Origin of the sequence: Paenibacillus sp. FSL R5-0407 (genome assembly GCF_038009185.1) — a bacterium.
GTDB lineage: Bacteria > Bacillota > Bacilli > Paenibacillales > Paenibacillaceae > Fontibacillus > Fontibacillus vini.
Map to the genome: position 1 here is coordinate 944674 of NZ_JBBPAX010000002.1, position 25197 is coordinate 969870.

The 25197-nt window shown below is 52.8% G+C and carries 20 protein-coding genes; 7 read left to right on the forward strand and 13 right to left on the reverse strand.

All coding sequences use genetic code 11. The annotated features are described in order from the left end of the window. Positions 1 to 30 precede the first annotated feature (30 nt). Positions 31 to 741, forward strand: a complete 711-nt coding sequence (locus NYE70_RS23320; RefSeq protein WP_244861591.1) for a GTP pyrophosphokinase — start codon at positions 31 to 33, stop codon at positions 739 to 741. On the opposite strand, the gene NYE70_RS23325 is transcribed toward NYE70_RS23320, so the two are convergent. Together NYE70_RS23325 and NYE70_RS23330 are read right to left on the reverse strand one after the other, a co-directional pair. Then, on the reverse strand, positions 735 to 1688 hold the full coding sequence (locus NYE70_RS23325) for a hypothetical protein (protein ID WP_341048488.1): 954 nt from the start codon (positions 1686 to 1688) through the stop codon (positions 735 to 737). The two genes, NYE70_RS23320 and NYE70_RS23325, sit on opposite strands and share 7 nt — an antisense overlap. Then, a complete protein-coding gene (locus NYE70_RS23330; protein WP_341048489.1) occupies positions 1685 to 4822 on the reverse strand; it encodes a DEAD/DEAH box helicase in 3138 nt (1045 codons plus the stop codon). The genes NYE70_RS23325 and NYE70_RS23330 overlap by 4 nt, the downstream gene beginning before the upstream one ends. 209 nt (positions 4823 to 5031) lie before the next feature. On the opposite strand from NYE70_RS23330, the gene NYE70_RS23335 reads away from it, so the two are divergent. Then, on the forward strand, positions 5032 to 5790 hold the full coding sequence (locus NYE70_RS23335) for a TspO/MBR family protein (protein WP_341048492.1): 759 nt from the start codon (positions 5032 to 5034) through the stop codon (positions 5788 to 5790). Between the two features lie 122 nt (positions 5791 to 5912). Here the strand turns inward: NYE70_RS23335 and NYE70_RS23340 are convergent, their stop codons facing one another. From NYE70_RS23340 to NYE70_RS23360, 5 genes are all read right to left on the reverse strand, one after another. Continuing rightward, positions 5913 to 6290, reverse strand: a complete 378-nt coding sequence (locus NYE70_RS23340) for a RidA family protein (RefSeq protein ID WP_341048495.1) — start codon at positions 6288 to 6290, stop codon at positions 5913 to 5915. 39 nt (positions 6291 to 6329) lie between these two features. Beyond that, positions 6330 to 7811 carry an ATP-binding protein gene (locus tag NYE70_RS23345; RefSeq protein WP_341048968.1) on the reverse strand — a complete coding sequence of 494 codons (1482 nt, stop codon included), beginning with the start codon at positions 7809 to 7811 and terminating at the stop codon, positions 6330 to 6332. Between the two features lie 129 nt (positions 7812 to 7940). Next, the gene (locus NYE70_RS23350; protein WP_290407682.1) at positions 7941 to 8210 is read right to left on the reverse strand and encodes a hypothetical protein; all 270 of its coding nucleotides are present in this window, start codon (positions 8208 to 8210) and stop codon (positions 7941 to 7943) included. 96 nt (positions 8211 to 8306) lie between these two features. Then, on the reverse strand, positions 8307 to 8507 hold the full coding sequence (locus NYE70_RS23355) for a CsbD family protein (RefSeq protein ID WP_211023833.1): 201 nt from the start codon (positions 8505 to 8507) through the stop codon (positions 8307 to 8309). A gap of 164 nt (positions 8508 to 8671) precedes the next feature. After that, a complete protein-coding gene (locus NYE70_RS23360) occupies positions 8672 to 10171 on the reverse strand; it encodes an HD-GYP domain-containing protein (RefSeq protein ID WP_341048497.1) in 1500 nt (499 codons plus the stop codon). A gap of 166 nt (positions 10172 to 10337) precedes the next feature. Between NYE70_RS23360 and NYE70_RS23365 the strand changes: the two genes are divergently transcribed. From NYE70_RS23365 to NYE70_RS23385, 5 genes are all read left to right on the forward strand, one after another. Continuing rightward, positions 10338 to 11858, forward strand: a complete 1521-nt coding sequence (locus NYE70_RS23365) for a potassium/proton antiporter (RefSeq protein ID WP_341048498.1) — start codon at positions 10338 to 10340, stop codon at positions 11856 to 11858. Between the two features lie 294 nt (positions 11859 to 12152). Beyond that, positions 12153 to 13061 carry an FMN-binding protein gene (locus NYE70_RS23370; protein ID WP_211023839.1) on the forward strand — a complete coding sequence of 303 codons (909 nt, stop codon included), beginning with the start codon at positions 12153 to 12155 and terminating at the stop codon, positions 13059 to 13061. A gap of 50 nt (positions 13062 to 13111) precedes the next feature. Beyond that, entirely contained in the window at positions 13112 to 14989 is a 1878-nt protein-coding gene (locus NYE70_RS23375; RefSeq protein WP_211023841.1) for an NAD(P)/FAD-dependent oxidoreductase, read from the forward strand. Positions 14990 to 15147: 158 nt separating this feature from the next. Next, positions 15148 to 15600, forward strand: coding sequence for a hypothetical protein (locus NYE70_RS23380; protein ID WP_341048499.1), 453 nt, complete (start codon positions 15148 to 15150; stop codon positions 15598 to 15600). A gap of 44 nt (positions 15601 to 15644) precedes the next feature. Next, complete coding sequence (locus tag NYE70_RS23385; RefSeq protein WP_341048500.1) at positions 15645 to 16631, forward strand: polyprenyl synthetase family protein; 987 nt, start codon at positions 15645 to 15647, stop codon at positions 16629 to 16631. A 1448-nt stretch (positions 16632 to 18079) separates the two neighbouring features. Here NYE70_RS23385 and NYE70_RS23390 read toward each other — a convergent pair. From NYE70_RS23390 to NYE70_RS23415, 6 genes are all read right to left on the reverse strand, one after another. Beyond that, entirely contained in the window at positions 18080 to 18952 is an 873-nt protein-coding gene (locus tag NYE70_RS23390) for a UbiA-like polyprenyltransferase (RefSeq protein ID WP_290407678.1), read from the reverse strand. Then, on the reverse strand, positions 18936 to 20264 hold the full coding sequence (locus NYE70_RS23395; protein ID WP_341048501.1) for an aspartate aminotransferase family protein: 1329 nt from the start codon (positions 20262 to 20264) through the stop codon (positions 18936 to 18938). Before NYE70_RS23395 ends, NYE70_RS23390 begins: the two co-directional genes overlap by 17 nt. Positions 20265 to 20532: 268 nt before the next feature. Beyond that, positions 20533 to 22644 (reverse strand): peptidase U32 family protein, encoded by a 2112-nt coding sequence (locus tag NYE70_RS23400; protein ID WP_341048502.1) that lies wholly within the window; start codon positions 22642 to 22644, stop codon positions 20533 to 20535. A gap of 39 nt (positions 22645 to 22683) precedes the next feature. Beyond that, positions 22684 to 23484, reverse strand: coding sequence for an energy-coupling factor transporter transmembrane component T family protein (locus NYE70_RS23405; protein WP_341048503.1), 801 nt, complete (start codon positions 23482 to 23484; stop codon positions 22684 to 22686). A 2-nt stretch (positions 23485 to 23486) separates the two neighbouring features. Next, positions 23487 to 24380 carry an energy-coupling factor transporter ATPase gene (locus tag NYE70_RS23410; protein ID WP_341048504.1) on the reverse strand — a complete coding sequence of 298 codons (894 nt, stop codon included), beginning with the start codon at positions 24378 to 24380 and terminating at the stop codon, positions 23487 to 23489. Continuing rightward, a complete protein-coding gene (locus tag NYE70_RS23415; protein ID WP_341048506.1) occupies positions 24356 to 25195 on the reverse strand; it encodes an ATP-binding cassette domain-containing protein in 840 nt (279 codons plus the stop codon). The genes NYE70_RS23410 and NYE70_RS23415 overlap by 25 nt, the downstream gene beginning before the upstream one ends. Positions 25196 to 25197: the final 2 nt, after the last annotated feature.

Genomic DNA, 25197 nt, shown 5'->3' on the forward strand with positions numbered 1-25197 from the left:
ACAAAAGAAATGGGAGTAGATCAGACGAGTATGTCAAACGAAGATAACAAGGATGGCCTGCTGAACAAGTTGGATTTACGGGAACTGTACCGGTGGGAGATCGGCGATGACGAGCTGCGCAAGCTGGAAGAATGGAAGAAGCTTCCGATCCTGTATCAGCTTGCACTGGATGAATTAAAGAACAAAATCAAGCTGATTCAGAGCGAGTGGAAAATCCATAACGGGTACAGCCCGATAGAGCACATCAAAACCCGAATCAAGGAGCCAAGAAGCATCCTGGAGAAGTTGGAGCGCAAAGGCTTCGAGTTGAATGTCGACAGTATGGTGAATAAAATCCATGATATCGCGGGTATGCGGATCGTGTTCTCTTTTGCCCAGGATATTTACAGTTTACTGGAGCATCTCCGCCAGCGTGAAGATATCCGGATTCTTGAGATTAAAGATTACATCATGAATCCAAAACCTAACGGTTACCAAAGCCTGCATGTGATCGTCGCTGTTCCGCTTACATTATTCGAAGGGCAGCGCTGGATGAAGGTGGAGATCCAGATGCGTACGCTAGCTATGGATTTTTGGGCCAGCATGGAGCATATCTTATTTTATAAATATGAAAAGCAAGTGCCGCCCCATGTCATCCGGGAGCTCACTGAAGCCGCCAAAGCGGCGGACGCCCTGGACAAAAAAATGCACGGGCTCCGCAAGGAGATTATGGGAGCCGCCGGAGCGCCGCTCCCTCAATAGCAAGAGCCTGCGGCGAGTTCCGCCGCGCGCTCCATGACCCGGCCGGCGACCAGGGACAAACCCCTGGCCGCTCCGGAAACGCCGGGCAGCAGCGCTGCCCACGGGGCCGAATCAGGCCCCGGCTCGCGGCTGGCGCTGGCGGGTTCCACGGCGCGTGGGCGGCCAGCCTGCGGGACAGCCGGTTCCCCTGCCGCCGCAGGGGAACCAAGCTCCCGCAGGGCCGCCTTCACATCGTGGAACTGCGGCCCGGGCTGGTGCAACCGCCCCTGCCCCGCCATCTCCGCGAGCCATTCCGCGATGTTCGGCCCATCGCCCGCGCCCCCGCGCGATGCTGCCTCCGGCCCTCCCGCCGCCTGGCGGAGGGCCTCTTCGGGATCGGGCAGCGGCTGAAGCGCTGCCCACCGGTCCAGGACGGCCGCCGCCAGCGTCTCCGGCGTCCAGCCGAGCAGCGCCAGCCGCAGGCCGGCGTCGGCCGCCCAGGCGGCGTCGCCATAGGTCATGGCGCGCTCGGCATGGCCGCAGCCGGGGGCGCCGCAGGTGCACGCCGCCGGGCCGGCAACGGCCGCCGCTTCCGAGCCGGGTCTCGCTTCTGGCGACCCGGCCATTCCCGTGGCGCCGGCTTGAGTCGCAACGCCAGGCTGGCGCCAAGGCGGCTGCACGGGCAGCAGGGCGTCCAGCGCCCCCGCCCCTTCCTCGAGAAGCCCGGCCAGAACGAGCGGGCTGCTCTCCAGCCGCCGCAGCAGCTCCCGGCTCTCCAAGCCGCCGGGCGAATATGCCGGAAGCACGACCGTGCAGACCGGCACCTCATCATTCCCTTGAGTAGCAGCGCCGCTCGCTCTTCGCGGACGCTTTCTGTCTTCCGTCATCTCAACGTGAAGTACGATCTGCAGTCCTCCCGGCACGGGCTCCATATGAACGTTCTTTGGAACAGCAAGTGTCCGGCTCATCTCACTTCCTCCTCAATGATGCTCCCCGATTGAAGCGCGATCAGATTACGGAGCTCGTCGTCGGACATTTCCGTCAGCCATTGCTCGCCTGAGCCGACGACCTGTTCCGAAAGCGATCTTTTCCGCTCGATCAGCTCATCAATTCGCTCCTCTAACGTTCCCTGGCAGATCAGCTTGTGGACCTCCACATTTTTCTGCTGTCCGATCCGGAACACCCGATCCGTCGCCTGATTCTCGACCGCCGGATTCCACCACCGGTCATAGTGGATCACATGATTCGCGCGTGTCAGATTCAGCCCGACTCCGCCAGCCTTAAGCGAAAGTACGAAGATCGGGACTCCCGAGCCTTCCTGAAAAGATCTGACCATTTCGTCGCGCTCCTGCTTTACGACCCCGCCGTGCAGAAAAAACGGAGTTGTACCGTAACGCCGGGCCAACTCTTCCCGAAGCAATTCGCCCATCTGCACATACTGCGTAAATATGAGCGCCGCTTCGCCATTATCCATAATGATATCCAGCAGCTCCGTCAACCGCTCCATTTTGCCTGACCGTTCCATCCCCGCGGCAGCACCCGATAAAGGTCTTCCGGCTGCCAACCGCGGGTGATTACAAATCTGCTTAAGCCGGGTCAGCGAGGACAATACAAGTCCCTTGCGGGCGATTCCCCCGCTTTCTCCGATTTTGGACATCAGCTCCGCCGTTACCGCCTCGTACATTCCGGCCTGCTGCGCAGTCAGGGAACAGTATGACTTAAGCTCGATTTTCTCCGGCAAATCCTTGCGGATATCCGGATCGCTCTTTAACCGCCGAAGCAGAAACGGAGCTACCAGCCTCCGCAGCCGGCCCAGCTCGGCTGACTGTCCTTCTCCGGAGGATGTGTATTTGGCACGGAACGAGGCACTCGTTCCCAGATAGCCGGGATTCAAAAACTGAAAGATCGACCACAGCTCGCTCAACCGGTTCTCTACCGGCGTACCCGTCATGGCGATCCGCTGCGGCGCACTCAGTTTCATTACGCTCTGAGCCTGCTTCGTGCCATAATTTTTAATATACTGCGCCTCATCGAGGACGATGGTTTTCCATTCCAGATTGCGGAGCTCCATACCGTCCCGTCCGGCCAATTGGTAGGTTGTCAGAACCACATCGCTCTCATGGCATTCTCTCATTAGGGGTTCTCCATGCAGCCGATCGCTCCCGTGATGAACATACACCTTCATTTCCGGGGCAAATCGCTCCAGCTCCCGCTGCCAATTCCCAAGGAGCGAGGTGGGGCAAACAATCAAGCAGGTACCCGGTGAGGTTTCCATTCCGTCGAGCAGCTCCGTGATGACCTGGACCGTTTTACCGAGCCCCATATCATCCGCAAGCAGCGCACCAAAACCAAGCTGACGCATCGACGAGAGCCATTGGAAGCCTCTCTCCTGATAAGGGCGGAGCGTTCCGTTCAGCGCTTCGGGCACCTGGCGCGACGAAAATGACCGTACCGTTTCTCCGGACATCAAAACGGCCAGCAGTCCTTCCGCTTCCACCGTCTCCACCTGCAAACCATCGAACCGGTTATCCTGATCGGCGCCGGAAGCCAGATACATTAACTCCCGAAACGTCATGGTCCCGCTTTCTTGACGTTTCATGAATTTCAGCACCTGGCGAATCTCCTTGACGTCAATCTCGATCCACTCTCCGCGGAAAAAGACGAGCGGGGATTTGGAGGCGGCCAGCTCCGCCAGTTCCTCCCGGCTCAGCTCCTCCCCATTCAGCACCGCTCCGGCTTCAAAAGCAACCAACTGTCCGATTCCAAGCCCCGTTGCCGGCTCTTTATCCCCCCGCTCCTTTTCCCAGCCTGACGCCTTGATTTTCACGCCGGCGCTGCGTCTGCCTTCCCGGGTCCATCGGGAAGGCATTTGCACGTTCACGCCATGCTTGCGAAGCAGGGCAACGGAGCGGCTCAGGAAGGAATACATCTCCTCGGGATACAGCTCCAACACTTCGGGCCGGGCCGTTTCCATCGCGGCGGCTAGCTCGTGTGACAAATCCGCGGCCTTTTTCAAACGAAGAAGAAGATTCTGACGCACATTCCGATACTTCCGTCCGCGGATGGTCATATCCGGAGCCGGATAACTCCAGATTAAACCCGCAGGAAGCAGCACTGAGGGATCCTCTGTTCCTTCTCCCCATAACGACAGCTTCCAACGGAAATCCTGCTCCGGTTCAAATCCGCCGTTATCCAGAATCGGTTCGACTCTCAAGCATAATCTCAGCGAGCCGGCGTCTCCATCTTCCCCATCTTCATCTGCCGTGCTCAGCCGCGCTCCCCCGGCTTCCGCAATCTCCTCTGTCAGATGCTCAATTTCAGCACTGTTTCCTTGAATATCCGGCTGAATTGCAGCACTGAGCAGTCCATTCCACCACAGCTCGGTAAGCGGAGAATATCCCCTGCGATAATCGGCCCGCGCCGGATTCAGCTTCCGTCCCAGGTCCATGACCGCTTTTCGGACCTCATAATCTATCATCGCTGTCAAAAAGGAATGCAGCAGCGCTAGCTGCCGATCACCGAGTGAGCCGTTTTCCAATAACGCAAGCGGCTGTACTGCGGCCAAAGCCACGGGGGGCATGGAACCCGCCAACTGACGAAAAGTCACCTCGTCATCATCTATCAGGTACGGTCCCCAAACCGCACTTATGGCGGCCTGCGTTCCCCGTCTGCGCCCCAGCACACCCACTCCCGGCTTCGAACCCGGAACGATTTTGCCCCGCAGCAGCAAATCCAGCGCAAACCGGGCCGCCACACTCCAGTACTCCAGTTCTGGACCCGGCTCTATTCCGTTAGCTGCAAAATAGCTCTCATCCCAGTTCAACAACAACTGCCAAGTTTCCTGAACCGGCAAAGCCAGCCCTTCCAGCGTTCTGCCAATCAACCCTTTGCGGTCGCCGGTTGCCGTCATTCTGCGCCCCGAGGAGACCGGGTACCGAATTTCCGCAAGTCTTAGCGCGGCATGCTGAAACGGGCGTACTCCGGTTGTCGGCTCCAGCGGTCTGACCGCCGCCGTCCACGCATCGACTTTGGTTTCTGATATTTCACCGGAGAAACAAAACAATACATCTCCGAGCCAAATTCCATAAAGGCGTTGATTCATGATGATCTCCTGTCATTTCCTGATTCGTGTCCAATGGACTAAAAAAACGCACTAGTTCTATCTTATACGAAACCGTGTCTATATAAAACCGCAGCCGAATCCCTGTTTTCTTTTTCATCGATCCAGAAATCATTTCCTGCGTTTTGGGTATATTCATATAGTAAACGGGAACAACCCTCTTATAACTGCCCGAAGGAGGTTTCTATAATATGTTCAAAACAAAGACCCTTCTGTGGTGGAACTGCCTGTTCTTTCTGGCCGTCATCGCCATGAATATTCTCGCGGAGGCCATCCCGCTGGGCGGGGCTGGTACCGGTGAGCTGTCAAAACGTTATTTCACCCTGCTGACACCTGCCGGTTATGCCTTTATGATCTGGAGCCTCATCTATGTGCTGGTCGGCTGCTCCCTAGTGTATCTCTTTCGCCGTAAAGGCTCCCGGGATCCCTGGATTACTTCCTACTCGTTATGGTTTATTCCGTCCTGTCTGTTAAATATGGGATGGCTTCTGCTCTGGCATTATGAATACCTTGTTCTTTCCTTTATCGCCATGGTGCTGCTGCTCATTTCGCTTGCGGGGTTATACCGGCTCACGCGGACAATCGAACGCCCTACCTTAGGGGAAACCTGGTTCCTAAGGCTCCCGTTCAGCCTATATACGGGCTGGATCGTAACAGCCACTTTGGTCAACCTGCAGGTCATCATTCAACACGCCGGGCTGTTTCCCGGTCTTGCTCCTTCCACATCAGCGATCGCCTTGCTTATCATCGGGGCCATCGCCATTATTCTCATCGGCAGCATGACAAGGGACGGTGTTCTCCCTCTTCCCGTCGCCTGGGGATTTGCGGCTATAGCCGCTAAACACTATGAAGAAGAACGCATCCTATTTTTCACCGCCGGCTTGGCGGCCGCCATCCTCTTGGCGTTTGCCATAGGCCTGCTTTTCATCCGGGCCAGGGATCGTGACTGAAGCTTCTTTGGTTTCATCAGATCAAACAGAGGATCAGATTTACAATTCTACGAAGACAAAGGGGTACAAACCATTACAGGTCTGTACCCCTCTTGTTATTGGGGCTATGGCCCCAGTCTATCTTATTTAGAAGCGATCACTTCGATCTCCACCAAACCGTCTTTAGGCAAGCGTGCTACTTGGACCGCACTGCGGGCAGGGAAGGGCTCGGAAAAAAAGCTTCCGTAAATATCATTCACTTTGGCAAAGTCATTCATATCTTGCAAGAATACCGTGGTTTTAACGACCTTATCCAATCCGGATCCCGCCGCTTCCAATATAGCACCTACATTGCGCAGCGCCTGAAGCGTCTGCCCTTCAATGCCTTCGGCAAGTTCGCCGGTCTCGGGAATCAAGCCCAGTTGCCCCGATGTAAACACAAAATCGCCGATTTGAACAGCCTGTGAATAGGGTCCGATCGCTCCTGGTGCTGATGTTGTTGAAATGACTTGCTTATTCATTTGCTATCCCTCTTTTGCTAGAATTTCTTATTATTGTAGCTAGGAATGGCTGCCTAAAGCAACCGTATCCGTTTTTATCGGATCGATCTCCCTGGTTCCTTGCTCCTTCATTTCCGAAGTCAGAGGTAAATAAAGGGAAAATGTACTGCCTAAGCCAACCTTGCTCTGCAAACGGATGAACCCTCCGAGCAATCGGGCCAAGTCTCTGCTGATCGGCAATCCGAGACCCGTTCCCCCGTATTTGCGGCTGATGGAACCATCCGCTTGACGGAAAGCTTCAAAAATCGTCGTATGCTTATCTTCCGGTATCCCGATCCCGGTATCGGTTACGGCAAAGACAATCCACTCTCCCTGCATCATGTCGCTTGCACCCGTCTTGCGGATTTCCAGTTTGACTTGTCCTTTCTCGGTGAATTTAAAAGCGTTGGACAGCAAATTACGCAAAATTTGCCCGATCCGCTGAGCATCCGAAAGAATGGTGCAGGGGAGGCCTTCCTCAATGCGGATTTCAAACGCTACGTTCTTCCGGTCCGCCGCATGTTCGAAGTGCATGTCCAGCATCTGCGCCATCTCAGCGATGACGACATCCTCCTGCACAACCTCCAGTCGGCCCGCTTCCACCTTGGACAGATCCAAAATATCATTGATCAGCTTAAGCAGATCTTGTCCCGACTTATAAATGATCGTCCCGTAATTAGGCGTGTCATCTCCATTCGCAGCCTCGTCCCCGCCTTCGCTTTCGGAGATAATCTGGGCCAGATTGATGATTCCATTCAATGGCGTTCTCAGTTCATGAGACATGTTGGCCAAAAACTCCGACTTATACTGCGAAGCCAGCGCAAGCTGATTCGCCCGTTCTTCCAGTGCGATTTTTGCCGTTCGTAGTTCTTCCGTCTGCTTCCGCAGCAATTCATTGGCGTACTTGAGTTCCAGCGTTTGTCTCCGTTCAATCTGGAAATCCCAGAGAATCAGCGCAAATACCACGCTAAGCACCAACGTCAACGGAAAGGTAACCGGCACGATCTCCAGCATGTACTTTTTCATTGGTAGAACGCCGAATACGGCTATGTTAATCGTGTTAAGAATATTAACGATCCCTATCGTAATAGCTCCCTTTACTATAAGCCGATAGTTGCTTCGTCTCATCCAAATACTTAGACCGGCACAAACAACCCCTAGTATCGAAAGGTTGATAAGGCCCGCAATAGCGGCATCATTCACGCCGAAGGTCAATCTTGCCAGCCCGATCCCTACACCGATAACCATAAGCGCCAGTGGTTGCATATAGACGCCCGATGCAATAATCAAAGGTACGACGCGCAGGTCGAAAATTACATCTTTGTTTAATTGAAAACCGAATTTCATGCAAACCCAGCCTGCGAAAATGAATAAAGCCAACGATAAAAAATAATTGATTTTAAAAGAAATTTTGGTGAAAGCATATTTGTATATTACATTTACCAGATAAGCAACCGTGATCAGCAGCCCCAAATTAAGCAGAAACATCTTGCCAAAGCCCATATGCTCACTCCCGTAGGTCATGTAGTTCTTCGCAGCCTATTTCCATATTAACACATGCAGAAAAAAGCAAAATGAGTCAATTGGCATTTTTTCGGAAAATAGTTGATTTTTGCACAAAAAAAACGCAAATCAGATGCGATTCGCGTCTTTTTTCCAAAATAACGGCCAGGGAAGAAATGCGGTCCCTGCGCCCTCTCGTGCCCAGCGCCGAAATCGGCTTCGGAGTCCGCCGGGTTCGGGACAGAGCTGGGGACTTGCCTCGAACTCAGGCTCAACTTCGACATCCCTGAGCGTATAATAGCGGAGATTGTAGGTGTTGACCGTGTCTCCCTGAACCGTCACCACACTGTCTCCCCGCATCTCGATAATTCTTCCGGTAACTACGCGGGAAATATACATCCGTTTTCGCCTCCATTATAGAGGTAATTCAAGAAGTCGTCTTTTGATAGTCGACTTCTTGAACCTGTACTTTATAGGCCAGACAAGATGCGAAGGCTACTCGCGGTTGCGGGCCCAGTCATTGTATTCACGCTCAGCGGCATCCTTCGTGTGCCCGTAACGTTCCTGAAGCTTACCCACCAATTTATCCTTTTCACCGTCAATGACATCCAGATCGTCATCCGTCAACTTGCCCCACTGCTGCTTTGCTTCCCCTTTTATCTGATTCCATTTACCTTTAAATACGTTGTGATCCATCTCGCATCAACTCCTAATCCGTTATAGTCAAGGCTGATTGAGTATCGGAAACATTTCCGTTTCCGTGTATTTGTAAATACCCTTCCCCGCTTCATTTGAACCGGAGACGGGCTTTCTACACTATTCCAAAATTACCCTCATTACGTAAAAAGGCCCCGCGGGCATCACGGGGTCTTTGTTGATTCTTTATTTTTCCGGTAGGCTTCCACAAACAGCTTGGCAAAATGCGGATCCCATTGAGTTCCGCCGCCTTTCTCCAAAATCGCAATCGCCTGCTGCTCATCCAGCCCTTTCCGGTAAGGCCGGTTGGAAGTCATGGCGTCAAAAGCGTCAGCCACCGCAATGATTCGACCAAACAAAGGGATGTCCTCTCCCTTTAATCCGTCCGGGTATCCGCCTCCGTCATAACGTTCATGGTGCGATCTTACACCAGGCAAGAACGGAGCCATGGCATCAGCCGGCTCGATCTGCTTCAAAATGGCCTCTCCAAGCGCGGGGTGCTGTTTGATCTGCTCCCACTCCTCATCGGTCAAGCGGCCCTCTTTTAACAGAACCGCATCACGCATTCCAATTTTGCCGATATCGTGCAGCAGCGCTGATTTCCTCAAGTCATGAATTTCCTCTTCCGGAAGCTTGGCAAGCAGGCCAATGCCGACCGCATATTCCGCAACCCTCAACGAATGTCCCGCCGTATAAGGGTCGCGAGCGTCAAGGGCTGCCGCCAAGGTTGCGAAGTAGCTCTCCAGCAGCTGATTGTTGCGCTCGGCCTGTATTTTTATGCCGCGCAGCATATGGTTAAACCCGGAAATGAGCCGTGAGAATTCATCCGAGAATAAATCGTTGGCCCCGCTCCGCAGATGACCGATTTTCACTTCGGCCATCTTTTCGTACAGATGCTGGATCGGCAGCACGATCTCCCGGGTGAGCAGCCTCGAGCCGACAAAGGCAAAACCGAGACCGACAAACAGGATATAAACGGCCCACTGCCAATACGAAGTGTCGCCTAGATTCCAGGCTCCTATCCGGAACTGAACCGCCAGGCTGTAAAGCAAGAGCGGAAAGGCTCCGATGAGAAAAAAGCTCCATCTCAGCTTGCGCTTAATCGAGATCAGCACTCTTCCTCCAAGCGTTAATTCTTTGCCAAACAGCCGCAGCGACCATGCTCCCAGTTCGAGAAGAACAGGTCTTATGACATACGAAGTTAAATAAAACTCGATCAATGCATGCATTCCGGCGATAAGCACCACACTCATTGAGGCAAGCAGGACATAAAAATACGGAATGGTTAATTTTCCGGTATAGATGAGCCATATCGTCATAACCGCCGCCGGCAGCATCAATCCAAATAAATGCGGGCCTAGGATCCGCTTAACGGCCAAGGCGGGTAATCTATGCGTTCTTATGTATACGTTTTGCAGGGTGGAAAAACTGTCGACCTCAGCTGTAAAGCAATTCCGGATCGGACGGACCTGCAAAGAAAAAACAACCCACTCCAGCATAATCATGATAGAGAGCGATATGACGAGCACGCCGGCCAACAAAAAATATTGTTCCCTGGGTATATTCAGCGGAGTGAAGAGCATCAGGCTTCCGACCGCGATCAACGCTAGCAGCGTGCCCGCTGCATAATTCAGCTTCAAGCGTGAAATAAATGTCTTGTACACCGTCAAGGGAATAGTCCTTCCTTCCGTTAAACCGCTTCTTACATCATTATCGGCAGGATAGGTGAAAGTTTACAGTGATCAATTTGTAGGCAAACCGTATAAATTTGTCTAAATATTTAATAAAAACACGATTTTGTGATGACCCTAAATCTAAAAGGAGGAAGCTATGGACTTAACCGATTATACCGACTCCATCGTCATTCTGCTGGCCGGCTTACTCCTGATCGGCGTATTCGCCACCAAATTTTCCAGCCGCTTTGGTCTGCCCTCCCTTGTATTTTTTATAGCGGCAGGAATGGTTCTGAGCCGATTCATATACTTTGACAATGCCTTTATCGCCCAATTGGTCGGTACTTTCGCCCTGATCGTCATTCTCTTTGAGGGAGGCATGCAGACCAAATACATCACAATCAAGCCGATTATCCCGAGCGCCTTGTCACTGTCAACCATCGGCGTCATTCTTACAACCTTGATCATCGGAATAAGCGCCTACTATATATTGAACGTTCCGTTCGAGGAAGGCCTGCTGTTCGGCGCCATTGTCGGCTCTACCGACGCCGCAGCGGTTTTCTCCGTCCTCGGCGGAAAAAATATCAAAGAGCGGCTTACATCCACGCTGGAAGCCGAGTCGGGCAGCAATGACCCGATGGCGGTGTTTCTGACTGTATCCTTGATTGAATGGATTCAGCATCCCAATCATGATCTGCTACCGCTGATTTTTTCCTTTTTCATGGAAATGGGTCTCGGGCTGCTGCTCGGGCTTGGCTTCGGATGGGTCGCCGTCAAAGTCATCAACAGCATCGATTTCGATTCCTCCGGACTTTATCCGGTCATAGCCGTCGGTTTTGCCACTCTGACATACGGCATTACGGCAGTCGTTCACGGCAGCGGGCTGTTGGCGGTTTATGTCATGGCTCTGGTTCTCGGCAATTCCGACCTGACTTACAAGCAGTCGATTCTTCAATTTAATAAAGGGTTTGGCTGGATCATGCAAATCACCATGTTTACGCTGCTCGGACTGCTGGTGTTCCCTGCCGAATTGCCGGGAATCATGCTCCCCGGTCTCGTCTTATCCATGGTCTTGATGCTCGTGGCCCGCCCAATCGGTGTCTACGTAAGTTTGTTATTCGCTAAATATTCATTAAAAGAGAAAGCTTTGATTTCCTGGGCGGGGCTTCGCGGCGCCGTGCCGATCGTGCTGGCGACCTATCCCTTGATGAGCGGGCTTCCTAACGGCCCCTTGTTCTTTAACGTCGTTTTCTTCGTCATTTTAACTTCGGCTATCATTCAGGGAAGCACCATCTCCCCTTTTGCCGGCAAGCTGGGATTGGCCGGAGAAAGCGATTCACAGCCCCATTCACTTCTTGAACTGGTAGCGCTCGGCAAGACCAAATCGGAAATCAATCATCTTCATATCCATGCCGGAATGAAAATCATAGGTAAGGAATTGCAGGAGCTGGACCTTCCTGAAGAGGTTCTGGTCACCGCGGTCATCCGGGGCGAACAAATCGTCACGCCTCGCGGCAACACGATTATTGAAGAGGGAGATACGTTGTACATCCTCGGGCCTAAAACGCAACGGGACAAGATCAAAAAAATATTCAGTTATCGCGGCTCCCCTTATGCTCCGGTAGTGCCCGAAGTCGAATTAATTCCGGGGCAGGAAGACCCGGAAAAGCGTCTTTAAAAAAAAATAAAATTTTTAAAAATTTAATTTTAGAGTTAAGCAACCGCTTACAACCCTGAAAGCTCATGCAGTGCCTTGCCTGCCGGGTTTTTCAGGGTTATTTTATATCACATACCACGTGATATTTTTCACATTAACCCATATGTATATATGCTAAAATTCCATCGAGCAAAGGTTTTCGGACTCCTTTCAGGCCTTGAAAATCCTGTAACGGCGCCGTCTCCCCCGCTTCGCAAGTTATTAAAATGTCTTCACATTTTAATATATATATTTTATAACTGGAGGTCATTTATTATGAAAAAAGCATCCATTCTACTGTGCAGTGCCTTACTGCTTGGTCTGCTTGCAGGCTGCGGTTCCGACAAAGACGGAAATAATGCAGCACCTGCCAACAACACCCCTGTTGAGAACAGCGCCGCAGGCAACGCAAACAGCACGGATACAACGGCAGAACAAGGCAAGTATCAAGACGGCGTTTATTTTGCACAAGGCGAAGCTGACGCAAAAACCGGCTGGCAATATTACGTTACCCTGACAGTATCCGGAGGCAAAATCACGGAAGCTAAATGGAATGGAATCAATGCTAACGTAGGCGTAGACAAAGTGACTTATTCCAAAGAAGGCAAATACGGCATGAAAGCCGGCGGTGCTTCTTCCGAATGGCATGAGCAAGCCGAAAAAACGGAGCAATACCTGATCGAGAAACAAGATCCTAAAGCCATTACGCTAAATGAAGAAGGCAAAACCGATGCAATCAGCGGCGTATCTGTACATGTAAATGAATTCTTCGACTTGGCTGACAAAGCCCTGACCGCCGGTCCGGTTGAAGCCGGAACTTACAAAGACGGCACCTACCATGCTGAAGGCGACAAATTCGACGAGCATTCCGGCTGGAAAGAAACAGCTGACGTAGTCATCGCTGCAGGCAAAATCGTTAAAGTCAACTTCAGCGGCGTGAACGAAGCCGGCGAAGACAAGAAACAAAACTCGGTTGACGGCAAATACGGCATGAAGGCTAATGGCGGAGCGCAAGCCGAATGGCATGAAGAAGCAGCCAAAGCTGAAGCTTATCTGGTTGAGCAACAAGATCCAGCTTCCCTTACATTCAATGAAGAAGGCAAAACCGACGCCATTTCCGGCGTATCGATCAGCTTGAAATCCTACTTCGATCTGGTGACAAAAGCGCTGGAACAAGCGAAATAAATAACGCCTGAACTACATGTTTTCCACCATATAACGAGAAGGTGAACCTCTTGAAAAAAATAGTCGTTCTCGGCGGCGGTTATGGCGGTGTCGTTACATCCAAGCACCTGGCCAAACTGTTCAAAAAAGATAAAGACGTAGAAATTACGCTGATTGACCGCAATCCCTACCACACTCTTTTGACAGAACTGCATGAAGTCGCAGCCAACCGGGCACCGGAAGATTCAGTCAAGATCGAGTTGAAGAAGATTTTCGCGGGTCAAAAGGTAGACGTTGTATTGGACTCCATCGATCATATCGATTTTGCTTCCAAACAACTCCGTTCCGAGAAAAACACTTACAAGTACGATTACCTGGTCATCGGTACCGGTTGTAAGCCAACCTTCTTTGGCATACCGGGTGCCGAGGAGCATTCCCTGACCCTTTGGTCTTATGAAGACGCCGTCCGCTTGAAAGAACAGATCCGCAACAAGTTCGGTCTGGCAGCGAAAGAGACCAACCCGGCCAAACGCCGGAAAATGTTGTCCTTCGTCGTCGTTGGCGCCGGCTTTACCGGTGTCGAGCTGGTCGGCGAAATGGCGGAGTTCCGCGATGAGCTCTGCAAGGAATTCTACATTGATCCTAGTGAGGTTCGTCTTGTTGTAGCGGATATGGCACCGAAAATTTTGCCGATCCTGCCTGACAAGCTGATTGAAAAGGCTACAAAACGCCTTAACAAAATGAATGTCGAAATCATCACCAGCGCCAAAATTACCGGCGTAACTCCTACCGGCGTCGTACTCGGAGACAAAGAACTCGAAGCGGATACCGTAGTATGGACCGCAGGCGTCGAAGGCTCCGAACTGGTAGGCAAGCTGGATGTGAAACAAGAAGGCCGTAAACGGATCGTTACGAACGACAAGCTGCAAAGCGTCGATCACGAAAATGTTTACATCGTCGGCGACAACATTTTCTTCATTCCGGAAGGCGAAACCCGCCCTGTACCGCAAATGGTAGAAAACGCCGAGCAAGCCGGACCGTTGATCGCCCATAACATCCATGCCGATGTTCATAACAAACCTAAGAAATCCTATAAACCGGGCTTCCACGGTACGATGGTATGTATCGGCAGCCGCTACGGCGTCGCCAACGTGGGTCTACCGAACAAAATGTTCATGCTCACCGGTTTCATGGCGATGTTCTCCAAGCACTTAATTAATATGTATTATCTGTTTACAGTAGCCGGCTTCGCCAAAGTTTGGACTTACATGATGCATGAATTCTTCCATGTAAACAACCGCAGAAGCTTCGTCGGCGGACATTTCGCAAAACGTTCTCCAAACTTCTGGCTCCTCCCGCTCCGCGTCTTCGTCGGATACAAGTGGTTGGAAGAAGGTCTGGATAAACTGCCGAAGATTTTCAAAGATCCGTCGAACATCTTCCTGATTCCTGCTAACCCGAATGCGGGTGACGCGGTCTCCGCAGCCAGTGAAGCCGCTTCGAACGTTACGCAAACCGTAGATGCCCAAACCGCGGCTTCGGCTGTCGAAAGTGCTTCTACAGCGGTTACCGCACTGCCGGTACCAGGATTCGTTAAGAGCATCGTAAGCTGGTTCATGGATGTCTTCTTCTATTCCTCGGACGGCGGATTTACCGCTTTGGCCACGGTGTTCCAGTTCTTCATGGTATTCATGGAAATCGCCCTCGGCGTCATGATTATTGTTGGACTGTTCACAGCCGTAGCTTCCGCAGCAACTGTGGCTCTCGGCGTCATGATCTGGTCGTCCAGCATGGCTTCGTCTGAAATGCTCTGGTACATGACCGCAGGCGTCGCATTGATCGGCGGCTCGGGCAGCACATTCGGCCTTGACTACTACGTTCTGCCTTGGCTCAAGAAACAATGGAAGAGAATTCCACTCGTTCGAAGATGGTACTTATATACGGAATAGCCTTCCGACTATAGAAATCCGACTTTTGAACTTGCACTTTTAAGTATTTTAACTGATCTCAAAAAGAGTAATGTGCGTCGTCGCACATTACTCTAATTTTTACACTATTACCTAAGATTTTAACTATCGCGGCATTTCAGCCCGAGGAGTGTGCCCTTATGACCCATGAGCTCATCCAAGACGCATGTCATTTGTTACAGGGCGAAATTTCGCCCGATACCGGGATTCAATTGAATATTTCTAATGAAGACGTACTGCCGTTTGCAAAATTATTGGAAAAGTACGAGATGGCTGCGGTACGCCGCCAGCGTCTCTTGTCCATTTACATCGCAATCAAGCTCGCCCTCTCTCGCCATAGTGCCTGTGACGCTACCTCCAACGGAGAATCTCTGACACGCTTGGTGCTGGACGGCGACTACTTATACAGCTTTTATGTCCAACTCTGCCTGGGGTGGCAGGAGATCGACCTTCTGGTCCATCTGGCTCCCGTCATCAAGCAGATTCAAATCAAGCGGGCTGGCGGCAGATTTGAAGACGAACGTTTATTTAAAGGGATGGAATTATATTTGCGGTTAGAGAGCAACCGAGCCCGACAAAGCCAGGCAATATAGAATATTCCGCGTTTATCCGTCAACATGAAGAAGGAGGGTTCAGCATGAAGCTTAAACTGGATGAGGCGCTAGACATTCCGCTCCGGTCGGTCGACAGGGAAATTGAAAATATAGTCAAGCATGACAAGGATGTCCCCCGTTCCTCCACGCTTGCCAAGAGTATTATCGATCTGGTCCGTTCCGGGGGCAAGAGAGTCCGCCCGCTCATGGTCATTGTCGGCAGCCGCTTCGGCCCTTCTCCTGATGAACGCAAAATATGGAGACTCGCGGCGGCCGCCGAATTCATCCATGCGGCTTCTCTGATTCATGATGATATTATCGACGACTCTCCGGTTCGCCGAGGACAAAAAGCCCTGCATGTTAAGATCGGCATTAACGAAGCCCTGCATGTCGGCAATTATATGTCCGCCAGAGTCATCGAGCTCATCTCGGTCTACTCGGCGGATCGGGAGCGGTACGTTTACGACCTCTCCTCCCTGGCTACTACACAGCTCTGTCTGGGAGAATACCAACAGTTGGCCCATCTATACGATTACAACGTAACCGTAGAAGAATATCTGGAGAAGTCGAGAAATAAAACCGCCCAGCTCATGGCTACTTGCTTGCGGATCGGTGCCCAAGCCGCCGGAGCTAATGAGGAAACGGCCGACCTGCTCTACAGCTTTGGTGAAAAGCTCGGCATGGCCTTCCAGATCCGCGACGACATCCTGGACTTCACGCAGTCCGCGGAGAAACTCGGGAAGCCCGCCGGCAGCGATCTGCGCAAAGGCCAGGTCACCCTTCCCGTCCTCTATGCACTGCAGGACGAGGAACTGGCGCCATCCATCCGCGCCATCTCTGCGGATACACCTGCGGAGGTCACCGACCTCGTCATCGCTGCGATCCAGCACTCCGACGCGCTTCAAAAGAGCGAATGCCTGAGCGCCCAGTACCTGGACGAAGCCCGTGACATCATCAACCGTCTCAGCCATTACCCCGCCCACCGCGATTTGCTGGTGCTGCTCCAATACTTCGGGGGCCGCGAAAGCTAGGGAGGCTTCCTCAGGATAGAACAACAACGATGATAAACGCCCTGACCCGTCTCCCGACATGGTCAGGGCGTTTTGTATGCCTTGGGGCGGGTTGCTAGGCTTGGATCGTGTTGCTGCGCCACGGGGGTGTGTTGCTGCGCTTGGAGCATTTGCTGGGAATGAGAACTCCTTGCTCGGCTCGGGTGTACCGCGTTTTAGGGCGTATTGCTGCTGTCTTAGAGCAACTGGCTCGTCCTGCGAGCATATTGCTGTTTATGGGGCATCATACTCCTACCTTCGAGCACATTACTGTTCATTGGAGCACCCTACTTTGCCTACGAGCACATTACTATTCATAGAGCACCATACTCCTCTTTCGAGCACATTACTGTTCATTGGAGCATCATACTCCGCTTTCGAGCGCATTACTGTTCATTGGAGCATCATACCTTGCCTTCGAACACATTACTGTTCATTGGAGGATCATACTCCGCCTTCGAGCACATTACCATTCACTGGAGCATCATACTCCGCCTTCGAGCACATTACTGTTCATTGGAGCATTATACTCCGCTTTCGGGCACATTACTGTTCATTGGAGGATCATACTCCGCCTTCGAGCACATTACCATTCACTGGAGCATCATACTCCGCTTTCGAGCACATTACTGTTCATTGAGCACCATACTCCGCTTTCGAGCACATTACTGTTCATTGGAGGATCATACTCCGCCTTCGAGCACATTACCATTCACTGGAGCATCATACTCCGCTTTCGAGCACATTACTGTTCATTGAGCACCATACTCCGCATTCGAGCACATTACAGTTCATTGGAGCACCATACTTCGCATGCGAGCACATTATTGTTTATTTGTGGCATCGTACTCCGTCTTCGAGCACATTACTGTTCATTGTGGCACCATACTTCTCCTTAGAGCACATTACTGTTCATTTGGAGCATCATAGTCCGCTTTCAAGCACATTTTTGTTTATTGGAGCATCATATTCCGCTTTCGAGCACATTACTGTTCATTGGAGCATCATACTCCGCTTTCGAGCATTTTTCTGCGTATTGGATCGCTTGTAGCATTATCCCTCCCTGCACGTGCCCCTTTTGCAATTCTAACGGACACCAAAGACGCTATTTGGGCTAAAACCGAGGTTTTGAAATTCTAACGGACATAGCGGACCTTATCGACCTGATTTGAGAGCAAATTTGCTCCCTTTCGCATATTTAAGGTCTCTGGTGACCGTTAGATTCCGAAAAGCTGGAAATTGGCGGAGATAAAGGCTCCCATGTCCGTTAGAAATCCGAGATTCAAGATTCGAGGCCTGAGGTCGTAGATCCGAGATTTGAGATCAGAGATTCGAGTCCTAAGCCGAGACCTGAAGAACAAAAAAACACGACAGTTCCTCAGGGAGCAACTACTCCCGTCGGACTGCCGTGTTTATTAAAATGATCTCGCTTAAATCAGAAAATAATCACAAAGGGTAAACAACAGGATCACCATGCTGATCACCTGATTTAAGTTGTAGGAAGCTACGTGCATCACTTTGCGATTCGAAGGCTTGATGATTTTGTGCTCGGTCATCAGCAGAAAGATAGCGATCGCAATCCCGGCGATATACAACCAGCCCAGATGTCGGATCGGGATTAACGCGATCAACAGCATAACCATGATTAAGTGCAGACCTGCGGCGATACGAAGGCCGTTTTTTAAGCCAAAAATGCTCGGTATGGACCAAAGTCCATGATTCCGGTCGAACTCAATATCCTGGGAGCCGTAAATGATATCGAAGCCGGCAATCCACAGCATCACGACGGTGCCGAGAATGAACGGAGTAAAAGCAAACTGGCCAGTCACGGCAAACCAGGCGCCGATCGGAGCCGATGCGATAGTAAAGCCTAAATACAGGTGGCTCAAGTACGTGAATCGCTTGGTATAAGAGTAAGAAGATATCAGGAAAATGGCAACCGGCGACAAAATAAAGCACAACGTATTCAGCATGGCCGCCGCAAAAATAAAGATGGCGTAGTTGACGACCACAAACAGCAAGACTTCCTTTTCGCCTAGCAGCATGCGCGGCAGGTGGCGATGAGCCGTGCGTGGATTCTGCGCGTCAAAGGTACGGTCCACGATACGGTTAAACGCATTGGCTCCATTGCGGGCCCCGATAAGGGCAATCAGCCCCCACAGCATGACGCGCCAGGACGGGAAGCCTTCCGCAGCCCAGATCATCGAGATGATTGCAAAAGGCAGAGAAAACAACGTATGCGAGAACATGACCAGCTCGCTGTACAGCTTGATTTTGGATCCGACCTTACGGGCGTACTCCATTATCTTTCCCTCCTCTTGCCTCATGCACCGCATCCAATGAGCGCTCAAGTGCAGCCAGCATTTCGGCAATATCGTCCTCCGTAATGACCAACGGAGGCTGGAAAGCCAACACATTGCGGCCTACGCCGTTCTTGCCGATGATGAACCCGCGGTCCTTCATCTCCTCCAGCACATCGTCGGCCATCAGAGCGCCGCGCTCGGCGTCATCGGCGCAAAGCTCAGCGCCGATCATCAGGCCGGCGCCGCGCACCTCGGAGACGACGTGCGGATAGCGGGCGGCGACATCCTTCAGACCGGCGAGCAGCAGGCCGCCCAGGCGTTCGGCGCGTTCGGGCAGGTGGTGCGCTTCGATGTAATCGAGCACCGCCAGCGCGGTGACGGACGAGACCGGATTGCCGCCGAACGTGGAGGCCGAAGGCCGCGTAAAGCTGGCGGCAATGGCGTCCGTCGAAGCGAACGCGGCCACGGGGACGCCGCTCCCGAGCGCCTTCGCCATGGTCACGATGTCGGGCGTGACACCCCAGCGATCCATGGCGAACATGCGGCCTGTGCGGCCGAAGCCGGTCTGAATCTCATCGGCGATGAGCAGTACGCCGTACTGCTCCAGCAACGCCTTCACTTCAGGGAAATACCAGTCCGGCGGCACGATGATGCCTCCATTGCCCTGGATCGGCTCCACGATCATGGCGGCGATATCGCCGCCTTTCTCCGCGAGCACCGCCTTCAGCGCATCGATGGAGCGGCGTGCCGCTTCATCGGCGTTCATCCCGCGTTCGTACGGCCGCGGGATGAACGTCACGTCCGCATCCGCGCCAAGCTCCGCGAGCTGCGGGTCGGAGCGCCACATCCGGAGGCCTGTGACGCTCATCGTCAAATACGTCCGGCCGTGCAGGCCCTGCTCCAGCGCGATAAAGCCCTTCCGCCCGGTATACAACCGGGCGAGCAGCAGCGCGCCTTCATTGGCCTCCGAGCCGCTGTTTACAAAGAATGTCCGGCTCAGCTCGCCGGGTAGTACCCCCGCCAGCCGTTCCGCCAGTTCGACGTTCGGCTGGGTCAGATAGATCGTGCAGGTATGCTGCAGCGTTCCAAGCTGCTCTGCAGTCCGTTCCACGATCTCCGGATTACAATGCCCTCCGGCCACCACGGAAACGCCGGCAAAAAAATCGGTATAACACGTACCGTCATGACCGTATAAGTACTGCATTTCCCCCTTGACCAGCTGTGGCGGATTCCGGTAGAAATGACTGGTACACGGGTAAAAGTACTGTTTCCGTTTAGCCAATACACCCTCAGGCCCCAAATAATTTTGCATGTTCACCGCTCCCTTCGCAACTTTCCCATCTCTGTCTTCTCTTCTCAAAAAATAACTGGATAGAATACATCTATTTTTCGGTTTTTCAGCCTAATTAAAAATATAGATGGAAAACCTACAGCTATTTATCCATTTCAGGACCATTAAGGGGTAGAATCCCGAAATTAGATGTAGGTTTTCCAGTTAAATTGGTGCAGGGACTGTTTTCTCGTAAATTAACTGTAGATTTTCCAGTTAATTCACCTTCAATCGAGCCCCAGGTTTTACTTCACACCAGCCCGCTTGTTACGAGTCCAGCCGCTGCCTCAGTATCGACCTTATCAGCTCCAGCTCCGGCTCCGGCTCCAGCTCCAGCTCCGGCCCCAACTCCAGCCACGCCTCCTGCCGGTCCGCCGTCAAATTGCAGCGCGCCCAGCGTGTAGCCGGCGTATACCGGCTTCAATGCCGCGAACAGCTCGACGGCTGTGTCCGGCTCCGCCAAAGCGGCCTTATACGTGGCGACGATTGTCCCCAATTGCTCCGGCCGGTAGGTCGCTCCTTCGATCCGGAAGACGGACAATCCGGCTTCCTTCAATTCCTTCACCAGCGGAAGAAGGCAGAGCTCCTTCGCTAAGGTCAGATGGTTGCGGCCATAGGCGTCGCGGTAAACGGGGTTTTCACCTTTATCCGTCATCAGCACAAGTACGCTGTTGTCCACGAATTGGTTGTCTTCCTCGCCGATCGGCTGGAATACATCGGCATTCTCGTACAGGTCATGCTCCATGTACATCAGAGCAGGAGAGCCGTGGACTATAGCTTCTAGCGGTACAGGGGAATTTGCGAGCAGCGCTGTGAAATCCAGCAGCGGCAGTTCCATCGATGCCGTTAATCGCTCTACACCCAGCTCGCTATAGAATCCGGCAGACAGCCGGTTATAAACATTCAAGTTGAAATCGCCCACAAGAGGATATCCTTTGGAGGCAAATTTGCGAACTGCTCCCAGGTTGCTTACCATGACCCCGTCAATCGGGAGGCGTTCCCCAGACAGCAGCGCATCGTAAATATCAAAATGCAGCTCCGTCATCATCCGCGGCAGACACACATACAACTTTGCCTGCCCCTTAACTGCTGCCAATTCCATAATCTCCGCCTTAGTAAACGGACGATCCGGTTCAAAAACATCGCCCGACAAATAAATATGGTCGGCCCCCGCTTCCAACGCTGCCCTAGCCTGTGCTACATTATTCACATGCACCGACACCTCGCCAAGGGACTGCTTCTCAGTTCGCCCCGAAGCCGTAAGTAACGTTGCACTCAACTTGTCGCTATGCCGTCCACCTTCATCCATACTTCCGCCGCTCCATTTGTCACGGATTTCATCGAGCCGTTTCACGCCCAACTCCCGTTCCTCCGTCGGCGTACTGAATACTTTTCCCGTACTGTAGAACTTACCGGTCCCTTCATACCGTTTATTGATATTGGACAGCCCTGGGCGCCCAAAGGCATAGGCCGTGGAGAAATCGCGCTTCCGGTTCTGATAAAGCAGCTCCGTATCCTTACTCCGCTCGAACCCGGCCGGATCGTTGATATAGCGATCTATCGCATCTCCGTAGGCATTTACCAGCATGATGACAAATTCTTTGTCCCGCATGCGTCCCTCGATTTTAAACGAAGTGATACCGCCGTGAATGAGTTCCGGAATATGCTCGTACATGAACATGTCTTTTACGGCAAGCGGGTATTCGGAAGGATAGACGTTGCCGTCTTTTTTGATGCGGTAATCCCAGCGGCACGGCTTGAGGCATTTACCCCGATTGCTGCTCATTCCGAATACCAGGGAACTGAAATAGCAATTAGCCCCATGGACAGAGCACATATCGCCTTGGATAAAATATTCCAGCTCCATACCGGTGACGGCCTGTAAATAGCGTGTCGTATGCAAATCCATTTCGCGGGACGTGACGACCCGAGTGACGCCCATCTCTTGAAGCGCTCTAACCATTTCCACGTTATGTACATTCATCATGACCGAGGAATGCACCGGGATCGACAGGTTCAACTGCTTGATCAAAGCAAGTACGGCAAAATCCTGGACGATAATCGCATCCGGAGCCGCCTGCTCAAGAAACCGCAAATAGTCTTTCGCCTCTTCGATTTCGCCTTCATTTAACAGATTATTTACGGTCACGTAAGCCTTTTTGCCCAAGCTATGAGCGATTTTGACCGCTTCCGTAATTTCCTCCAGCGTAAAATTGTATCCCTTGCGCATCATACGCATATTCAGACTGGGTCCGCCGAAATAAACGGCATCGCAATTCGCCTTGATAACCTCATTGAATATCTCGAATGTTCCGACCGGTGCAAGCAGTTCGACTTCTCTACCGTTAAAATAACGCGCCACGGTGTTCTCCTCCTCCGTTTTCCCGCTGTACTAGCAGGTCTATATCCATCTAATTGACAGCACAGCCGCAACAAGCGCCACGTAAGACACCACAAACAAGGTGTCCCGCAAACGCCAGCTCAGCAAATGGTATTCCGATCGGGGCGCCCCGATCACGTACCCCCGGGACTCCATCGACAACACGAGCTCTTCAGCCCGGCGAAAAGCGCTGACCGTGACCGGAACCAGCAGCGAGACCAGCATCTTCCCTTTTTCCTTCCAGGGCATCTCTTTCAGATCCGCGCCGCGTGCAGCTTGAGCCTTCAAAATTTTGTGAGTTTCGTCCAAAATCGTCGGAATGAACCGCAGCGCAATGCTCATCATAAGCGTCAGCCGTTGGGCCGAAATCCCGACAATTCTGAGCGGCGCCAGCACGCCCGCCAGTCCCTGGTTCAGCAAGCCCGGCGTTGTCGTAAACGTAAGGATCGCCGTAAAGGAGACCAGCAGCGCCATCCGCGAGGCGGCGATCAGCCCGCTGCTTAAGCCCCCCGTATACAAAGCCCACGAGCCCAGGCGAAACAGCTCATCCCCCTGTTTCACCGTCAGGCATTGGACCGCAAAAATAAAAACCATCAGTATCCATAAAGGCTTGGCGGCTTTGGCGTAATATTTCAGGGGAATCCGGGTTGAGATCATATACGCCAGCGAGAAAGCCACTGCGATACCGAGCGCCGGCCAGGAGCCGACGATGACGATGGCGGCCAGATAAAGTATCATTCCAGTCAACTTCGCCCGTGGGTCTACGCCATGGACCCATGATCCGGTATCGATGCTTCGCCCGAACAGTAATTTGTTGCGCATTACTAACCGCCCCCTTCCCTCATGATGCTTTGCCCAGGCCCTTCCAGCAGCCGGGCGACACGCCAAGCCAGCTTCTCCGAGGTCAGGCACGGCTCTTCATCCTCCAGCCCGAAGCGCGCTGCAATCTTGTTCCATGTTGTAATGCAGGCGGGAACCGCCAGCCCGCATTCCTTTTCCAACCAGCCCGATTCGCGGACCAACTCGGCCGGAGAACCCTGGAACACCTTGGCTCCGCCCTTCATCACGATCCATGTATCTACGTAAGGTAGCATCTCTTCCATCCGGTGGGTAACGACGATCACCGTCTTGCCTTGCTCCCGCTGGAGCCGGGACAGCAGCTCGGCCAGTTCGGCCCGGCTCTGCGGATCCAGCGTTGCGGTCGGCTCATCCAGCGCAATAACATCCGGGTCCATCGCCAATACGGAGGCAATGGCCACTTTGCGCATTTGCCCGCCGCTTAGATGAAACGGGTTGCGGGGAAGAAACGAATCGTCAAGACCGACCAAGGCGAGCGCCTTGCTGGCCCGGTCCCTTGCTTCCTCCGCCCCCATCCCGAAGTTCAGCGGTCCGAAACAGAGGTCCTTCTCCACTGTATCTTCAAACAATTGCTGTTCCGGAAATTGGAACACCAGTCCTACGCGCCGCCGCAATTCGCGCAGCGGAGGCTGCTTTTCCCCGGCCTGCAAGGTGAAATCCAGCACCCGGACTTTACCCCCGGTCGGTTTCAATATGCCGTTAAAATGCTGCAGCAGGGTCGATTTGCCGGAGCCGGTTGAGCCGGCAACGGCGGCGAACACGCCTGTTCCCAGTTCCAGGCTAACCTCTTCAAGCGCGCTGTGGCGCCAAAGGCTGCGTTCATCATAGGCGAAGCTTACTTGTTCGAATACAATTGCCATAGCGCTTCCGCCACCTCCTCGCCGCAGTATCCGGCCGGCAAGCGGATACCTTGCCGGCCGAGTTCCCGGACCAGCCGGACTTCGTAAGGAGCGATTAACCGGCAGGAATCCAGCAGCTCTTCATCGCCGAACAAATCCCTTGGCTTAAGGTCGGCCGCGATCCCTCCATCCCGCAGCACAATCGCACGGTCCGAAGCCATGATTTCCTCCGAGTCATGGGTAATGGAAATCATCGTGTATTTTCCGCTTTGCTTCATTTCACGCAATATGTTCAACAGTTCTCCCCGTGCCTTCTCATCCAGCATGGAGGACGCTTCATCAAAAATAACGATCCCTGGCTCCATTGCCAAAATAGCCGCCACAGCAACCCGCTGCTTCTGTCCCCCCGACAATTCGGCGGGGTGTTTGGCCAGCAGGTGGCCGATCTCCAGCTTATCCGCATAACGCTTCACCCGCTCTACCATTTCCGCCCTTGGCAAACAGCGGCCCTCCAAGCCGAATGCAATGTCCTCCTCTACGGTAGCTCCGATAAATTGGTTGTCGGGATTTTGGAATACCATGCCGATCCGAGGGCGAATTTGCTGGACGGTTTCCCTCAACAGAGGAGTTCCTTCTACTATAATGCTGCCGCTGTTCACGGCCAGAAGACCGCCAAGCAGCTTGGCGAGCGTCGATTTCCCGCAACCGTTAGGCCCTACCAGCGACACCCAACTTCCTTGAGGAATGTCGAGAGTTACATCACCGAGAACCGGTTGCTCCGGCCCATATGCAAAAGATACCTGCTGCAATTCGAAAGCAAGCCCGGTCCCTTCCATCG

Bases quoted from the DNA above. Each gene is read 5' to 3' on its own strand.
- NYE70_RS23320 (WP_244861591.1), top strand. From the start codon at position 31: ATGTCAAACGAAGATAACAAGGATGGCCTGCTGAACAAGTTGGATTTA.
- NYE70_RS23325 (WP_341048488.1), bottom strand. From the start codon at position 1,688: ATGAGCCGGACACTTGCTGTTCCAAAGAACGTTCATATGGAGCCCGTG.
- NYE70_RS23330 (WP_341048489.1), bottom strand. From the start codon at position 4,822: ATGAATCAACGCCTTTATGGAATTTGGCTCGGAGATGTATTGTTTTGT.
- NYE70_RS23335 (WP_341048492.1), top strand. From the start codon at position 5,032: ATGTTCAAAACAAAGACCCTTCTGTGGTGGAACTGCCTGTTCTTTCTG.
- NYE70_RS23340 (WP_341048495.1), bottom strand. From the start codon at position 6,290: ATGAATAAGCAAGTCATTTCAACAACATCAGCACCAGGAGCGATCGGA.
- NYE70_RS23345 (WP_341048968.1), bottom strand. From the start codon at position 7,811: ATGGGCTTTGGCAAGATGTTTCTGCTTAATTTGGGGCTGCTGATCACG.
- NYE70_RS23350 (WP_290407682.1), bottom strand. From the start codon at position 8,210: ATGTATATTTCCCGCGTAGTTACCGGAAGAATTATCGAGATGCGGGGA.
- NYE70_RS23355 (WP_211023833.1), bottom strand. From the start codon at position 8,507: ATGGATCACAACGTATTTAAAGGTAAATGGAATCAGATAAAAGGGGAA.
- NYE70_RS23365 (WP_341048498.1), top strand. From the start codon at position 10,338: ATGGACTTAACCGATTATACCGACTCCATCGTCATTCTGCTGGCCGGC.
- NYE70_RS23370 (WP_211023839.1), top strand. From the start codon at position 12,153: ATGAAAAAAGCATCCATTCTACTGTGCAGTGCCTTACTGCTTGGTCTG.
- NYE70_RS23380 (WP_341048499.1), top strand. From the start codon at position 15,148: ATGACCCATGAGCTCATCCAAGACGCATGTCATTTGTTACAGGGCGAA.
- NYE70_RS23385 (WP_341048500.1), top strand. From the start codon at position 15,645: ATGAAGCTTAAACTGGATGAGGCGCTAGACATTCCGCTCCGGTCGGTC.
- NYE70_RS23390 (WP_290407678.1), bottom strand. From the start codon at position 18,952: ATGGAGTACGCCCGTAAGGTCGGATCCAAAATCAAGCTGTACAGCGAG.
- NYE70_RS23395 (WP_341048501.1), bottom strand. From the start codon at position 20,264: ATGCAAAATTATTTGGGGCCTGAGGGTGTATTGGCTAAACGGAAACAG.
- NYE70_RS23405 (WP_341048503.1), bottom strand. From the start codon at position 23,484: ATGCGCAACAAATTACTGTTCGGGCGAAGCATCGATACCGGATCATGG.
- NYE70_RS23410 (WP_341048504.1), bottom strand. From the start codon at position 24,380: ATGGCAATTGTATTCGAACAAGTAAGCTTCGCCTATGATGAACGCAGC.
- NYE70_RS23415 (WP_341048506.1), bottom strand. From the start codon at position 25,195: ATGGAAGGGACCGGGCTTGCTTTCGAATTGCAGCAGGTATCTTTTGCA.